This window comes from uncultured Clostridium sp. (assembly GCF_937920395.1).
GTDB lineage: Bacteria > Bacillota > Clostridia > Clostridiales > Clostridiaceae > Clostridium_AD.
Genome location: NZ_CALEVF010000168.1, coordinates 1 through 16,681, shown reverse-complemented (window position 1 = coordinate 16,681; position 16,681 = coordinate 1). Strand labels below are relative to the sequence as shown.

The following is a 16,681-nucleotide window of genomic DNA, read 5'->3' as shown; positions in this document are numbered from 1 at the left end:
TATGTAACATTTAAGTGGAAAGATTATAGAGACAATAATAAAGAAAAATTTATGACTCTTACAGTAGACGAATTTATGAGAAGATTTTTCATGCATGTTTTACCAAGAAAATTTGTTAAAATTAGACACTATGGAATTTTAAGCAATAGAAATAGATCAACCAAACTTCAAAAATGCAAAGAACTTACAGGTGCAGTACAAAGTAAAAGTGAAAATTCAGATGTTAAGTTAAGTACAGCAGAGCTTCTTCTTAAGCTGACAGGAATAGATATAAATATTTGTCCTTGCTGTGATAAAGGTGAAATGGTTACAAAAGAAAAGTTGAATCGCCAAAACTATTCTCCGCCAGGAGAAATAAATAAAATAGCATAAAGTCTTTATTTAGGGGAGGGGGAAATTACGTCTATTTTTAGAAGCGAATCTGAAATTCCCAGAATTATTGATACAATTCTGGGAATTATAGTTAATAATTTTAATGTTAAAGTTAATTTCAGAAAGAGGAGAAAGATTGAATCTCCATAGTAGAGCTAACGCGGCATCTTTCAATAGCTCGTTTCAGACATTGAGCAACTCTCGTAGCTATCATCGTTTAAGTATATACTTAAGGTGATAGCTTTTGTCGGATCAACATCTGAATCCGAGCCTGTTCATTTCACTCCATTTATTATGTGCCATATTTAGCCTATACCCTCATTCATGCTTTTTTAATATGCAATAGAGCTCTATTTTACTGCATAAAAGGTGTCTAATTGAGAATATACACTCCATTTATGCATTATTTGTAATAATGGTTATTCTCATAATATTAAAAACAAGTTGAGTTTTAGCGTTCTAATTCGGTTGCAAAAAAGTATTTTAAATTAAAAATATCTCCTCCAACAATCTAGTACTTAGTCGTAAATACGTGACAAATTAATCGTGACCAGTTTTTGATTTATCATATGGTATATTATTTTCTGTAAGTATTTTTATCCATTTTTTTTCTTGTATTTCTTGTCAGTGATATAATAATAGTTGAAATATGATATAATAACGTTAAAAAAGCACAGTTCGTTTTATATAATTGTTACTATCACTATAATTATAGTGGTAGTAACAATTATAAAAGGTAACTGTAATTTTGAACTAATAGGTAGATGGATTTGTAAAGCTACAATTTCGGAGGATAATATGACTACTTTAAAAAATATTGCTATGGAAGCAAATGTTAGTGTTACTACTGTATCAAATGTTATACATGGAAATCATAAGCGGGTTGCACAAGAGACTGTTGAGAAAATAAAAAAGTTAATAGAAAGAGATAATTATGTTCCTAATATGATTGCTCGATCGTTAGTCAACAAGTCGTCAAAAATTATAGGAGTAATTAATCATGTAGTGCCAGGAAAAGGTGGAAACTTTATTTCTGACCCTTTTAATAGTGTTGTGATTGATGGAATAGAAGAGAAACTTCGTGAAAAGGGATATTATTTAATGGTACGTACTGTATATAGTGAGGATGATTTGTTTTTATTGCTTCGTAACTGGAATATAGATGGTTTGATATTGATTGGTTTATTCCAGGATGAATTTTTTGAAAGGTTAATGGATGCTTCTATACCTTTTGTACTCATCGATAGTTACGTTGTTAACCACCAAGTATTAAATATTGGGTTAGATGACTGTAAGGGTGGCTACATTGCAACAAAATATTTAATTGATAAAGGACATAGAAACATAGTCTTTGCTTCACCAATAATTAAAAAAAGTGGAGTTGTAGAAGAACGCTTTAGAGGATATAATATGGCACTGAAGGAAGCTAATATACGATTTAATAGTAAAAATGTATATCAACAAGAAATAACAATAACAGAAGGTATAGAACTTGGACATGAATTAAGTAATAGAACCGATGTTTCTGCTATATTTGCTACTGCTGACATATTGGCGGCAGGTATTATATCTGGTCTTAATGAAAAGGGAAAACGAGTACCTGATGACTTTTCTGTGGTAGGTTTTGATGATTTATATATTAGCTCACTTACAGCGCCAAGATTAACAACAATACACCAAGATATATTACAAAAGGGTAAAGTTGCTGTTGAATCACTCATTAACGTTATCCAGGGTGATTTAATAAAAAGTTATAATGTGATTTTGCCAGTTACTCTTATAGAAAGAAATAGTGTAAAAGATATAAATAAAAATTAAAAGATAAAGCTAAACGTCGTTTTATGAAAAGAGGTTATTAAAATATAATATATATGTGAAAAACCAGCTCCATGATGGGTATTAATGCCATAATGGGGCTTTAGTTTTTTCATTTTATTATAAGTATGTAGGAAGTACCATTTATTCAAGAAAATAATAATTATATTGACAAGGAATTTGTAAACGATTATAATTAAATTAGGTTAAACGTTAAACCTTAATAATAAAACCTATTTAAAGGGGGAAATTACATGAAAAAAAGTATTCAAAGAATTATTACTTTAGGGTTACTTACATCATTGTTATCTTTTACAGGTTGTGCAAATAAAAGTTCGAGCACGAGTTCAGATACAGGGGCAGACAAAGGTAAGGTAACAATTAAACTTGGAATTTGGCCTGAAGCAACATTAACTGATGATATTAAAATGCACAAAAAATTTGTAGCAACTTTAAAAACTACAAATCCAGAGATTAATGTTGTACCAGCATACTATAAGTATGCAACTGATACTTTTATTTCCTTGGCAGAGTCAGGAAATTTACCTACTGTATTTGAAACGTGGTACACAGAACCACAAAAGCTTATTGAAGGTGGATTTGTAAAAGATATAACTAGTGAACTTAAGGAACTTGGATGGGATACTGCTATGAATCCTAAAATTAAAGATTTGTTATCAAAGGACGGTAAAATATATGGTATTCCACGTGATGGATATTCATTAGGATTAATGATAAATGTTGATTTGTTTCAAAAGGCTGGACTAGTAGATGCTAAGGGAATTCCTAAATATCCAAAGACATGGGATGAACTTGCACAAGATGCTAAGATAATAAAAGCTAAAACTGGGGCTGCTGGATTAGATATTTTAGCTAAAGATAATGCTGGTGGATGGCATTACTCAAATTTAGCTTGGGCTTTTGGTGCGAAACTAGAAGCACAAAAGGACGGTAGATGGATTGCACAACTTAATTCTAAAGAAGATATAGCAGCAATGAATTATGTTAAAGATTTAAAATGGAAATATGATGTTTTAACTGATGATCCTACTAATGAGGATTGGAGTTCAGGATTTAAGGCTCTTGGAACTGGTGCGGCTGCTATGTATATTGGAGCAAATGATGCAGTAAATCAAGTAACTCAAGTTAATAAATTAAATGTTAGAAAACTTGCGCTTGTACCAATGCCTGCAGGCCCGGGTGGACAATATTCACTAATGGGTGGTACACCATATATGTTCTCTGCAAAAGATACTCCTGAGCAAGTAAAAGCAGCACTTAAATACATTGAAGTTATGGGAAAAGCGCCAGTTGTAACACCGGCATCAATAGCAGGTTTGGATGCAGATGCAAAAAATAAAGTTGCAAGTGGAACACCAGTTATACCATCATTCCCAGCATGGACTTCACCAGCTTTTTTGAAAGCTCAAAATGATAGTGTTAAAAAGAATTCAAATGTAGATATGGCAATGTTTAACGATTACTATAAGATGATAAACAAACCTGGTAATTTACACACTGAAGAACCTAAGATTTCACAAGATATGTATGCGGAATTAACAAAGGTACTTCAAGCTGTACTTACAGATAAAAATGCAGATGTTACTAAACTTCTTGGAACTGCTAACTCAAATCTTCAAAGTCTTTTAGATAGCCAAGTGAATAAGTAACAACAAACCTATCAATTACTATCACCGTGGGGCACTAAGATCTTCACGGTGTGTAAATTAAGTACCAAATTATCGTTCCGTCTTATTTTGTAAAAGGAGGGTTTAAATGCTTGAAGTTAGAAAAGAAATAATAGTCAAACATAAGTTGTCCCAAATTATTAGAAAGAACTTATCTGGATGGTTAGTTATGTTACCTGCACTTATATTATTCGCATTCTTTGTTTGGGTACCACTATTAGAAAGTATCCGTCTCTCACTTTATAGCGCCAGAGGAATGACTAGTGTAGCTTTTGTTGGTCTAAAAAATTATATAGATGTATTTCATCACCCTGATTTTCTGCCAGCCATAAGAAATACTTTTCAATACACATTCTTTTCAATTATTATTGGCTTTTTTATTCCTATAATCATGGCTATATTGATGAATGAATTGGTACATGCTAAATCTTTGTTTAGAGTTGGGACTTATTTTCCTAATATAGTACCAGGCTTAGCCACTGTTTTAATGTGGGGATTTATTTTAAAACCTGGACAAACAGGTGTGCTTAATATAATTTTAGGGCATTTAGGTGTAGCACCTCAGATATGGCTTAGTAATCCTAAAATTACTATACCTTTAATAGTCTTTACCATGACATGGAAGGGTGCAGGGGCTACGGCTCTTATATATTTAGCTGCACTTCAAGGAGTAAACCCGGAATTATATGAGGCTGCTATTATTGATGGAGCTGGTATCTGGAAGAGAGTAGTTCATGTAACTTTACCAAATCTACACAATTTAGTGAGAACTCTTTTGATTCTACAAGTTATATCTGTTTTTCAGATACTTTATGAACCATTAGTAATGACCAATGGAGGACCTAATGATGCATCTATATCAATAATGCAATTAGTTTATAAATATGCTTTTGAACAATTCGATTACCCAAAAGCAGCTGCAGTTTCGGTTATCATAAGTGTGTTCTTAATAATATTAACTGCAATTTATAACAAAGTTAGTAAAGAAAAAGATATGTAGAAAGGAGAAAATTCATGGGTAAATTACAAAAAAAAGATAATGGTATTATTGCTCAATCGGATTTAAAAAAGCCTAGTGTAAGGATTTTATACTATAGCATCTTTATTATTTGTTTAATTATTACTATAATATCAGTTGCTCCGCCTATATGGGTTTTTCTTTCAAGTTTTAAAGATATAAAGGAATTTACTATAGAACCAACTTTATTACCTAAGCATTTGGATTTTAGTAAGTTTGTTAAAACATGGAAGGATCTTGATTTTTTCAAGTATTATTTAAACTCATTTTATGCAGTAGCTGGAAGTGTTGTATGTGCAGTAGTTTTTAATGGGTTACTTGCATATTCGATCTCCATAATAAAACCTAAAGGGACAAAAATAGTTTATGGACTTATATTAGGAAGCCTTATGGTTCCAGCAACTACTAGTGTAGTTCCACTTTTTATAAATATAACTAAATTAGGACTAAGCGGAACTTTCTATCCACTGTGGCTCGTTATTGGAGCTAATGCATTTTTTGTAGTTTTGTTTAAGCAGTTTTTTGATAAGCTTCCAATGTCAATAATAGAGGCTGCTAGATTAGATGGATGTAATAATTTACAAATATTTTTTAGAATTGTAATGCCATTAAGTAAACCAATAACAATGGTAATTTCAATGTATGCAGTTAATGCTGCTTGGTCAGACTTTTTATTACCATACTTGTTACTTAACAATACAGGACTTGAAACTGTAATGGTGCGTTTATTCCAATTTAGGAATAGTCCTGTTACAGATGTTGAAGTATTAAGAGCAATTTTATTTGCAATGATTCCACCAATTATTTTATTTACAATCTTTCAAAAACAGATTATTCAAGGTAGTTCAGATTCAGGAGTTAAGGGCTAACGAAATTTAATAAAACTTTATTATAAGGCGGGGATTATTATGACTAAAATTGCGGACATATATTACAAACTTAATCCATGGAAAGTTATTGAAGAAGGTTTTGATAAAAATAGAAATAGAGTATCTGAATCAATTTTTTCGTTAGGAAATGAGTATATGGGAGTAAGGGGATATTTTGATGAGAGTTCATCTTGTGAAAGTCTTTTGGGAAGTTACTTTAATGGAGTATACGAATATTCTGATGATGTAAATAAATCTGCGTACAAGGGAATTATAGATCATACTCATTTTATGGTTAATTCAGTAGATTGGCTATATACTAGAATAACGATTGATGGTGAGCAGTTAGACTTAAACTCTGTTAGCTTTTGCGAATTTAGAAGAATCTTAGATTTAAAAGAAGGTACTCTTACTAGAGAATTTATTTGGAATACTAGATCCGGGAAAAGGTTAAAAGTTAAGTTTCTAAGATTCCTAAATATGGAAAGCACTCATGAAGGTTTCCAAAGAATTATATTTGAACCTATTAATTTTTCTGGAAATATAGATATTATAATGGCATTAGATTTTGGTACTATTCAGACGACAAAACATAAAAATTATTGGAATGTGATTAAAAAGGAAGCTTCTGATGAAATAGTTGCAGTTATTGGGAAGACGCTTACCTCAAACCAAAGGGTTTTCTCAGGTTTCAAACTTGTATCTGATAAAATCAATAGTAAAAGTGTGTATGAGGATCATAAGATTACTGGTTATAAAATTTCTTTGACACTTATAAAAGGTGAAGCTAGTGTCATTGATAAGCTGGTATCAAATGTAGTTTTAAAGGACACTTCAAAGGATGATGATTATCTATTATATAAAGGCACTAATGCAGTTTTAAAGCAGTACAATAAAGGTTTAGATGTAGCTCTTAAAGAAAACAAGACACTCTGGGGAAATATTTGGGATAGATTTGATATCCAAATTGATGGTGATGAAAAAAATCAACAGGGCATAAGATATTGTATTTTTCAAATGCAGCAAACTTATCATGGACAAGATCCATCTAATAATATAGGGGCAAAAGGATTAACGGGTGAAGCTTATAATGGTCATGCCTTCTGGGATACAGAGACTTATTGTTTGCCATTTTATTTATTTAATAATTTAAAAGCAGCTAAGAATTTATTGGAGTTTAGATATAGCAATCTTAATCGGGCTATGGAACGTGCTAAAATGTTAGACTGTTCTGGGGCGTGTTATCCAATTGCAACATTAAATGGAGAGGAAGGCTGTGACTTATGGCAGCATGCTAGTCTTCAATTTCAACCAAGTACTGGTGTTGCTTATGGAATTTGGCATTATGTTCATTTGAGTGGAGATAAAGAGTTTTTATATACTCATGGAGTAGAAATGCTTATTCAGATTAGTAGATTTTTAGTGTCACGTGGAGCTTGGAGTCAGCTTACAAATAAATTTGGATTCTTTTCTGTTATGGGACCTGATGAGTTTCATATGATGGTTAATAATAATTGTTATACCAATTATATGGCTAAAAAAGTCTTTAACTATACATTAGAGGTAATAAAAGAACTAAAGGAAGATTCAGCCGCTAAGTATAATCAATTACAAGAGAAAATAGAGATTACTCAGGAGGATTTTTCGAATTTTAAAAAATGTTCAGATAATATGCTTATTTTATTGGATGAGAAAAGCAATATTTATGAACAGCATGAGGGATATTTTAATATGCCACATATTGATGTGAATTCTATACCTATTGAGGAGTTTCCTCTTTATAATAATTGGTCCTACGATAGGATATATCGTACTGATATGATAAAACAACCGGATGTTTTAATGTTTATGTTTTTATATAATCAAGAATTTAGTTTAGCACAAAAAAAAGCTAATTATGAATATTATGAACCAAAAACTATTCATGAGTCCTCACTTTCTCCATCCATTCATTCTATTTTTGCATCGGAGCTAAAAAAACATGAAGAAGCTTTTAACTTTTTCGGTTTTGCAACTCGTATGGATTTAGATAATTATAATAGAAATACTAAAGAAGGGCTCCATACTACAAGCCTTGCTGGCGCATGGGTAAATATTGTATATGGGTTTGGCGGAATGAGAAGTGATGGCGATATACTAAAGTTTAATCCATCTATACCTATAGACTGGGAAAGATATAGTTTTAGAATTGTTTATAAAGAAGCAGTGCTTTTAATAAAAATCGATAAGATAAATATAACTTTTCGAACTATTAATAATAAGGCTATAACTGTAGTAATCTACGATAAAGAATATACCATAGATTCTAAAGAGGTAAATATACTTATGCCTGAATGTTGGAGGGGTTAACTTGAAATCATGGACGGTATATGAAAATGGATTTAACAATAAAAATATAGTTAATAATGGGAATAAATTTATGACAGGAAATGGTTATATGGGCCTGCGTGGAACTATGGAAGAGTACACTAAAAATGAACTAGTTGCATGCAATATTTCCGGGTTATATGATAAACAAGGGGATAGCTGGCGTGAGCCAATTAATGCTCCTAATGGACTGTTTACTACATTTAGTATTAATGGGGAAGAAGTAAGTTTATTACAAGCAAATCCATTAAAGCATGTACAAAGCCTGGATATAAATGAAGGAATTCATAGAAGAAACACTACATGGAATACAATTCATGGTGAAATAAATCTTAAATCAGAGCGCTTTGTTAGTCTTGTCAATTCTCATTTGATTTGTCTTAAATATACACTGACAGTGAACCAAAATTGTGAATTAATTATTAAAACTGGTATTGATGGAGATGTATGGGATATAAATGGTTTTCATTTGGAGAATTACAAAGTGGAGAACATAAACGAATTAATAAAAGTGTCCTCAAGAACTCAGGAATTAAAAGTACCAGTTGTAGTAACTGAAGTTTGTATACGAAAATTTGAATCGAAGGAAGTTATTGAAAAAGGGGAAAAGAGTATATTTCGAAATATAAAGTTTAAGGCAGAGCCTAAAGTAGAATATACTATTTATAAATATATATCTGTTTACACTGGAAATGATGAAACTTCTAATATTGAAGGAGATTGTGAAATTGATACGCGTAGAGCTTCCAAGAATGGTTATGAGAAAGATTTCAATGAACACATAATGAAGTGGAAAGGTAGATGGGATAATTCCGATGTAATTATAGAGGGCAGTGAAGAGGATCAATTAGCACTTCGGTATAGTATTTATCAACTTCAAATTATTGCACCATTACATTCAAATAAATTATCAATACCTGCAAGGGGACTTTCGGGACAAACCTACAAGGGTGCAATATTCTGGGACACTGAGATTTTCATGCTTCCATTTTTTCTCCATACGGAACCTGCGGTAGCTCGAAATTTAGTGAATTACCGTATTAGAACATTAGATGGAGCTAGAAAAAAAGCGGAATACTATGGCTTTAGAGGAGCATTTTATGCTTGGGAAAGTCAAGAAAATGGTGAAGATGCCTGTAGCGATTTTAATGTGACAGATATCTTTACTGGTCGCCCTGTCAAAACATATTTTAAGGATAAACAAGTTCATATAAGTGCTGATGTAGTTTATGCAATATGGGAAACTTATAAGTTTTCTTGCGATATTAGCATACTATTAGATGGTGGTGCAGAGGTAATTCTTGAATGTGCAAGGTTCTTTTATTCTTATGCTTATTATAAAGAAGATAAGGATAGATATGAAATTCTAGATGTTATCGGACCTGATGAGTATCATGAAAGGGTAAATAATAATGCATACACAAATAAAATGATTTATCATACTTTAGATGTAACACTCCAAACTATAGAACTGTTAAGGGGTAAGTGTCCAAAAGAGTATTTAGAGCTTATTTCAAGAATTAATTATATTGACGAAATTGATAATATAGTTAAGTTTAAAGAAAAGCTATATGTACCAGCTCCTGATGACAAAACTCATATAATTGAACAATTTGATGGATATAACAATTTAGAAAATTGCTCTGTAGATGAAGTTAGGGGTAGACTGCTTGACCCAAAAGAATATTGGGGTGGTGGGCATGGTGTTGCATCAACTACTAAAATCATAAAGCAAGCAGACATTGTACTTATGCTTTATTTATTTAAGGACGATTATACGTTAGCTGTAAAGAAAGCAAACTGGCAGTATTATGAACCAAAAACAGAACACGGTTCTAGTCTAAGTCCATGTGTCTATTCACTACTTTCTTGTGATATTGGAAATGAGAAGTGGGCATATCCGTTTTTTGTAAAAACTGCAAACGTGGATTTGACTGGAGAAACTAAGCAGTTTGCAGGCTCAATATATATAGGTGGCACACATCCAGCCGCGAATGGTGGAGCTTGGATGGCGGCAATATTAGGTTTTGCTGGACTAAAGGTTCAAGATGGCATGATTACGGTTAGTCCTAACTTACCAGAAAAATGGAGAAGACTTTCATTCAAGATAATGGTGCAAGGAGAAAAATATTTTATAAACATCACTCATGAAGAACATGAGATTATCAAATTATAAATTTACACACTACTAGCATTGCATTTCAATATATAAGACCTAGTGAGAAGAAGGAGTTGTATAGATGAGAAATAAAGGACGAGGTAATGCTAAGAGGAAATTAATTACGATGCTTTCAAGGCAGAAATCAATTAACAAAATACAGGCTATTAGACTTAATAACAAAAGTATTAAAATAAAATTAGTTTCCTATTTCATTCTTCTAACTACTATTCCTCTAGTTATTGTTGGTAGTCTCTCGTATTTTAAAGCTTCTAATGCAATGTCATCAAATGTAGGTTATTTTTCTCAACAAGTAGCGCAACAAATGTCTAATAATATGCTACAGTCACTTAACAATGCTGAAAAAATTATTAACACAGTTTATGGAAATCCTGATATTTATTCTAAAATTAATTTGGCTACAATGGATGATGGTTCTCTTGAAACTAGAATGGCAAAAGAGAGTATAACAAAAACTTTAAGTTCTTTAACTATAAGTAATCCAAACATAAAATCTTTGTTTATCTATAAATCCCCAATGGTAAACTTCTTTTCAAAGGAGGATAATATCGATAAAACTACGTTTATAAAAGGTACTTTATTTAAAAAAATTCATGCAAGTACGGATATTATATGGTTCGCCGGAGAAAATGGAAAATATGATAGGATATACATGGGTAAAAAATTTGTAAACCCTTCAAGTATGCTTGATACGGGAGTAATAATAATATCATTAGACTCAAGCATTTTGTCTGATATATATGCTAATGCAACTTTGCCCAAAAATTCTGAAATCACCATATATGATAATAATTATATAGCGATATCAAGTGACCATGATAAATTAATTGGTAAGAAAGCAACACTAAATAATAATTTATTTAAAGGTGAATATGGAAGTTTTATAGATAAAGGCTCATTAATATCTTACTCTAAGACTACAAACGACTGGATAATTACTACTAAAGTGCCATTGTCATCATTATATAGTGGGCTATATTCTGCAAGGACCGCTACTATAGTTGTAGGTATACTATGTGTAATACTTTCTATAATTCTTGGGTTAATAATATCGGGAAGCATCGCAAATCCATTACAACAAATAATGACACTTATGGAGAAAGCTAAAAACGGCGATTTAGTAGTTAAAAGTGGTATCAAAGGGAATAATGAAATTGCTATGTTGTCTAAAAGCTTCAATAAAATGATTGCAAATATTAGAGATTTAATCGTAGAAAACAAAAGAATGAGCAATAATATAGTGAAAGATATGGCGCAAATGAGCGTTATGGCCCAGCAGTCAAAGTTAATCACAGAAAATGTTTCAATATCGATGGGAGATATTTCATGTGGAATAGTAAAACAAGCAGAAAGTATAGAAGATGCAGATAATATTATGAATAATTTATCAGATAAAATAAATATTGTAAATTCTAATATTGGGGATGTTACTTCAGTTGCGATCCAAACTATTGATGTAAGTGATAACTCATCAATTACAATTGATGAGTTAACTTTAAATACCCAAAAATCTATGAAAACTTTCAATCAATTTGAGGCTGAAATAAATAATTTAGGGGATAAGATTTATGGCATTGTAGGAATTGTAAAAACTATACAAAACATTTCAAAGCAAACTAACCTATTAGCTCTAAATGCTTCCATTGAAGCCGCAAGGGCAGGAGATGCTGGCCGAGGATTCGCTGTTGTAGCAAGTGAGGTTAAAAATTTAGCTGAAACCTCAAATTTAGCTACAAATAATATAATAGGTATAATAGATTCTATACAAAATGATGTTAAAAAGACCGAAGGAACTATGCTAATTGCTAATACTATATTTAAAGAACAGAAAGTAGTAGTAGCTAATACAGAAGTAGCCTTTAAATCAATAAAAAATTCTATGAACTTGTTGATTGATAAGTTTGAGGGAGTAAAACAAGCTACCAAAGAAATTATTAATTATAGGCATGAAGTTTCAGTATCACTTGATGAAATTAAAAGAGTAGCTCAAAATTCTGTAGCAGCTACAGAAGAAGTAGTGGCTTCTGGTGAAGAACAAGTAGCATATGTAACTCAATTTGTAGAAAATATTAATAACACTACAGAATTAGTTGTTGAGCTTAATAAAAAAATTGAAGTATTTAAAATATAAATAACAGGAGGAGAGATTATGAGTATTAAAGGTGTAATATTTGATTTGGATGGAGTTATTGTATCTACAGATGAATATCATTATAAGGCTTGGAAGGCTATGGCTGTTGAAGAAGATATATGTTTTGATTATGAAATAAATCATAGACTTCGTGGTGTAAGTAGAATGGAGAGCCTTGAGATAATCCTTGAAAAAGCTAAAAAGACATATACAGCTGAAGAAAAAATAGGTCTTGCTAATAAAAAAAATGATATATATGTAGAACTTTTAGGCCGAATCGGACCTAAAGATATATTTCCAGGAGTAAGGCAACTTATAGATAGTCTAAAGAAACTAGGCATAAAATTGGCTATTGGTTCCTCTAGTAAAAATGCTGTTAAGATTCTTGACAAAATTGGTCTTAATAATTATTTTGATGCGGTTGCAGATGGAAATCAAATAGTTTATAGTAAGCCTAATCCAGAGGTATTTCTTTTAGCATCAAAGCTATTTGGGGTAGCACCTGAGTATTGCGCTGTAGTTGAAGATGCGGAGGCTGGAATAGAAGCTGCGATATCAGCAAATATGAAAGCTATTGCTGTTGGTAGTGCTTGTAATAGCAGTGTAGCTAATTTAAGAAGCACACGTATAGGTGATTTTACAGCTGAAGATATTTTAAAATTAGTATAGAATGATAAAATTTACAATTACGATATTATATATAAAACTAATTTCACAAAATGATTAAAAATAAGCAGAAAAAATAGTAGCCGTCATACAATGTGATTGCTACTCCTATAATTAGATATGGGTTTACTTTATTAAGCGTGTATTGATATTTTGAATGTAACACATACCAATTAAGTTGCTTTCACTGTGAGGCCATAAACATTCTTTACTTATTGTAAATATACTCTATTTTCAAAATTTATCTCTTGAATTTTGAAGTTATTACTTTCTAAAACAAAAAAACCTACAATATAATTTCGTTATGTTGTAGTTTTTTTTGCCGCCTATAACTGTAAACCTCTCATATAGAATATATGAAATATATGTTATATATGTGATATATAGTATAATTAAATATATAAGTTAATAAACTTATTAGTATTTTATTATATTTTAAAAAGGTACTTTACAAAAGAAATTTAGTAATGTAATATAAAAGTACACTTGTAGTTTACTTTTTCAAATTAAAATAAATTTTTAGAGGTTATAGATGGAAAATGGAATAGGAAAAGAAGCAAAAAAGAAAATAAGAAGAGAGAATATTGTTAATGCTGCAGAGAACGTATTTTTTTTAAAAGGAATAGATGGAGCTACTATGGATGATGTAGCAATGAAGGTAAAATATAGTAAAAGAACAGTTTACTCTTACTTTGGAAGCAAGGAACAATTATGTTATGAAATTACTTGCAGAGCTTTTGATATGTCAGAGAAAATGGAACAAGCAGCATTAGAACTTAATTCATTAAAAAATGGATTGGATAAGATTTTAGTTATAGGTAAAGCAAAGATAGATTTTTTAAATAAATATCCAGGTTATTTCAAATTTATTTTGAATTTTAATAATATGAGTGTTAAAAACTTACCACGCGATGAAGTTATCATGGCTTGTTATGAAAAGCAATCTAAATTGTTCTCCATACTCACAGATATAGTAAAAGAAGGCATAGAAGATAAAAGCATAAGAAATGATTTAAATGTAATAAATACTTCATATATATTGTACTTAAATATTATGAGTTTGATAAAACTGATATTAGACAAAGACAATGCAGTAATAACTGATTGGGGAGTAGAAATAGATGAAATTATTGAGACAATGTTTAGTTTAACTATAAGATCTATAAAAAACTATGATCAAAATATAGTGATGTGATTATCATAAATAAGGGGTGGCAAAATGGTAAAAGAAAGATCTTTAAGCAAAAAAACTTTTATAATAACAGGCGGTAATACTGGATTAGGTTATGAATGTGCTAAAAACATTACAAAGTATGATAAAAACAATCAAATTGTAATAGCTTGCCGTAATGCTACGAGGGCAAAAGAAGCAGTGAATTCGCTGATTAGAGAAACTGGTAATGACAACATAATATCTTTAGAACTTGATCTTTCCTCTTTACAATCTGTAAGAAATTTTGTAACCCAATTTTTGAATTCACAGTTACCACTATTATATGCGATTGTATGCAATGCAGGGATACAGCTTGTTGACAGAGAACAATATACAAAAGATGGATTTGAACTTACTTTTGGGGTTAACCATCTTGGACATTTTCTACTAGTAAATATGCTACTTGAAAGTATATCTGAAACAGGAAGAATAGTTTTTGTTAGTAGTGGAACACATGATCCATTACAAAAAACTGGAATGCCTGAACCCAAGTATGAAAGTGCAAGATTACTTGCATATCCTAAGGGAATTGGTCCAAAAGAAAATATATCTTTAATAGGTAGGCGTAAATATACTACTTCAAAATTATGTAATCTTTATTGTGTTTACGAGTTAACAGAAAGAATAAAAAAGCAAACTAATAAAAGCATTACAGTAAACGCCTTTGATCCAGGGTTGATGCCTGGAACTGGACTTGCTCGAAGTTACACCCCATTTCTGAGATTTGTATCGAGATATGTTTTATCATTATTAATCCTAGTTCATCCAAATGTTAATACTGTTACCAAATCAGGTAAAGCATTAGCATCTCTAGTTAATAATCCTGATTTGGCTAAAACTACTGGAAAATATTTTGAAGGTATAAAGGAAATTAAGTCTTCAACACTTTCCTATAGCAAAGAAAATAGAAAAGATTTATGGCGAACTAGCGTGAAATTATCTGGGCTTACTAAAAATGAGACTATATTAACCTTAGATACTCAAGAAATATAATAACATATCTAATAAAAATGGTTGTATGTGTTCAATCTAAGGCAAAGTTAAGTCGGAATCTTCTTTTATGTCGTCACTATAAATACTGCAGGCATTGTCATTGTTGTAAGTGATGCTTTGGATAACCTTAATGTTTAGTAGCTAAATTATATATTTTACATTTTTATACGCCTACCATGGTTTTTTTACACGAATCGTTTCCATACCCCGATAGAGGTATCCCTCAAATTAACTATAGCGTCCATTTGTCTCGATTTTCTTTCCCAATGGTGATAAATACATTAATTTGATTTATACTTAAATAGTCGAATAGATTAAACTAATAAACGAAAGATAGGAGTAGAAATGTTATGAAATATTATGTGGTTAGATATTTACACAAAGATATGATTGGATGGAAAAAACATGTGAATGCCCATATAGACTATTTAGAACAACTCATTAAACAGGAAAAACTAATTGTGTCCGGCCCTATTAAAGATTCTAAAGATGGAGAAAAAGATGCATTGCTTATATTCAAAGTTAAGGATCGTAACGAACTACAACAATTAATTGAACAGGATCCATATTGGTACGAAGGATTGGTAGCTGAACATACTATAAACGAATGGGATCCAATGTTTGGATCCTTACAAACACCTAAACATAAGCTAATGGTTAAATTAAGCAAGTACATCAACAGATAAACCTATTAGGTTATAGGTAAAGAGAGCACAAAGAAGGAGTTAATGATATGAATCGTGAATACGCAATCAAACAATTACGAGAACGCTTCGATAAAGTGGGCCATGGCTTGGCGGTGATTGGAGATGAAACGAGGCAAATGGTTATTCTGGCTCTTCTCAGTGAGAACTGTGATCCTGGTATGCGCGTTGGAGAAATAACAGAAAAGATCCATTTATCAAGACCGGCAGTATCTCATCATCTCCGCATACTTAAAGAGGAAAAGATAATCAGTATGAGAGAAAAAGGTACAAAAAACTTTTACTACCTTTCCCCTGAGGAGAGTACACTCTGTGAATTGAAGCAGTTGGTGAATCAAATAGATGCATTGCTGCATGATCCTAGCAGAAGGATAGAAAAATAAATGATTAGAATGTGGGATTACATCATGTTGCATTTTTAAAAGTGACGATATTTTGAATGTAATACAATACCAATTGAGTTACAGTCATTATTTAGCAACGATTTTGAATGTTTTATATGAAAAGCATAAATCAAATGTTACTTAATACTGATATCTACTTTCAAGAATATAAGTTTTTAAACTAAGAAATGTGTTATTTTAAATTTTCACCTATTTTTTTTAATCCGTCCTTTAAATTTTTTATTTCTAAATCATATAATGAGCTTAATATAACATTTTCTAA

13 protein-coding genes are annotated in these 16,681 nt (G+C 31.1%); all 13 read left to right on the top strand.

Going from position 1 to position 16,681, the window contains the following annotated elements:
- Positions 1-372 (top strand): transposase (locus Q0649_RS11155; RefSeq protein WP_298841638.1); only part of this gene is annotated, 372 nt, incomplete at its 5' end.
- A 798-nt stretch (positions 373-1,170) separates the two neighbouring features.
- Entirely contained in the window at positions 1,171-2,190 is a 1,020-nt protein-coding gene (locus tag Q0649_RS11150; protein ID WP_298841635.1) for a LacI family DNA-binding transcriptional regulator, read from the top strand.
- Between the two features lie 251 nt (positions 2,191-2,441).
- Positions 2,442-3,857: an ABC transporter substrate-binding protein gene (locus Q0649_RS11145; RefSeq protein ID WP_298841632.1), complete on the top strand. Its 1,416-nt coding sequence runs from the start codon at positions 2,442-2,444 to the stop codon at positions 3,855-3,857.
- 106 nt (positions 3,858-3,963) lie between these two features.
- Entirely contained in the window at positions 3,964-4,875 is a 912-nt protein-coding gene (locus Q0649_RS11140; protein WP_298841630.1) for a carbohydrate ABC transporter permease, read from the top strand.
- Between the two features lie 14 nt (positions 4,876-4,889).
- Positions 4,890-5,762, top strand: a complete 873-nt coding sequence (locus tag Q0649_RS11135; protein WP_298841627.1) for a carbohydrate ABC transporter permease — start codon at positions 4,890-4,892, stop codon at positions 5,760-5,762.
- A gap of 39 nt (positions 5,763-5,801) precedes the next feature.
- A complete protein-coding gene (locus Q0649_RS11130) occupies positions 5,802-8,111 on the top strand; it encodes a glycoside hydrolase family 65 protein (RefSeq protein ID WP_298841624.1) in 2,310 nt (769 codons plus the stop codon).
- 1 nt (position 8,112) lies between these two features.
- Positions 8,113-10,305, top strand: a complete 2,193-nt coding sequence (locus tag Q0649_RS11125; protein ID WP_298841621.1) for a glycosyl hydrolase family 65 protein — start codon at positions 8,113-8,115, stop codon at positions 10,303-10,305.
- Positions 10,306-10,369: 64 nt separating this feature from the next.
- A complete protein-coding gene (locus Q0649_RS11120) occupies positions 10,370-12,439 on the top strand; it encodes a methyl-accepting chemotaxis protein (protein WP_298841618.1) in 2,070 nt (689 codons plus the stop codon).
- An 18-nt stretch (positions 12,440-12,457) separates the two neighbouring features.
- Positions 12,458-13,108, top strand: a complete 651-nt coding sequence (gene pgmB, locus Q0649_RS11115) for a beta-phosphoglucomutase (protein ID WP_298841615.1) — start codon at positions 12,458-12,460, stop codon at positions 13,106-13,108.
- Between the two features lie 529 nt (positions 13,109-13,637).
- Positions 13,638-14,300 (top strand): TetR/AcrR family transcriptional regulator, encoded by a 663-nt coding sequence (locus Q0649_RS11110; RefSeq protein ID WP_298841612.1) that lies wholly within the window; start codon positions 13,638-13,640, stop codon positions 14,298-14,300.
- A 24-nt stretch (positions 14,301-14,324) separates the two neighbouring features.
- On the top strand, positions 14,325-15,311 hold the full coding sequence (locus tag Q0649_RS11105; RefSeq protein WP_298841609.1) for an SDR family NAD(P)-dependent oxidoreductase: 987 nt from the start codon (positions 14,325-14,327) through the stop codon (positions 15,309-15,311).
- Between the two features lie 350 nt (positions 15,312-15,661).
- Positions 15,662-15,997, top strand: coding sequence for a YciI family protein (locus tag Q0649_RS11100; RefSeq protein ID WP_298841606.1), 336 nt, complete (start codon positions 15,662-15,664; stop codon positions 15,995-15,997).
- A 47-nt stretch (positions 15,998-16,044) separates the two neighbouring features.
- Positions 16,045-16,398: a helix-turn-helix transcriptional regulator gene (locus Q0649_RS11095; protein WP_298841603.1), complete on the top strand. Its 354-nt coding sequence runs from the start codon at positions 16,045-16,047 to the stop codon at positions 16,396-16,398.
- The last annotated feature ends 283 nt before the right edge of the window (positions 16,399-16,681 follow it).

Bases quoted from the DNA above. Each gene is read 5' to 3' on its own strand.
- Q0649_RS11150 (WP_298841635.1), top strand. From the start codon at position 1,171: ATGACTACTTTAAAAAATATTGCTATGGAAGCAAATGTTAGTGTTACT.
- Q0649_RS11145 (WP_298841632.1), top strand. From the start codon at position 2,442: ATGAAAAAAAGTATTCAAAGAATTATTACTTTAGGGTTACTTACATCA.
- Q0649_RS11140 (WP_298841630.1), top strand. From the start codon at position 3,964: ATGCTTGAAGTTAGAAAAGAAATAATAGTCAAACATAAGTTGTCCCAA.
- Q0649_RS11135 (WP_298841627.1), top strand. From the start codon at position 4,890: ATGGGTAAATTACAAAAAAAAGATAATGGTATTATTGCTCAATCGGAT.
- Q0649_RS11130 (WP_298841624.1), top strand. From the start codon at position 5,802: ATGACTAAAATTGCGGACATATATTACAAACTTAATCCATGGAAAGTT.
- Q0649_RS11120 (WP_298841618.1), top strand. From the start codon at position 10,370: ATGAGAAATAAAGGACGAGGTAATGCTAAGAGGAAATTAATTACGATG.
- pgmB (WP_298841615.1), top strand. From the start codon at position 12,458: ATGAGTATTAAAGGTGTAATATTTGATTTGGATGGAGTTATTGTATCT.
- Q0649_RS11110 (WP_298841612.1), top strand. From the start codon at position 13,638: ATGGAAAATGGAATAGGAAAAGAAGCAAAAAAGAAAATAAGAAGAGAG.
- Q0649_RS11105 (WP_298841609.1), top strand. From the start codon at position 14,325: ATGGTAAAAGAAAGATCTTTAAGCAAAAAAACTTTTATAATAACAGGC.
- Q0649_RS11100 (WP_298841606.1), top strand. From the start codon at position 15,662: ATGAAATATTATGTGGTTAGATATTTACACAAAGATATGATTGGATGG.
- Q0649_RS11095 (WP_298841603.1), top strand. From the start codon at position 16,045: ATGAATCGTGAATACGCAATCAAACAATTACGAGAACGCTTCGATAAA.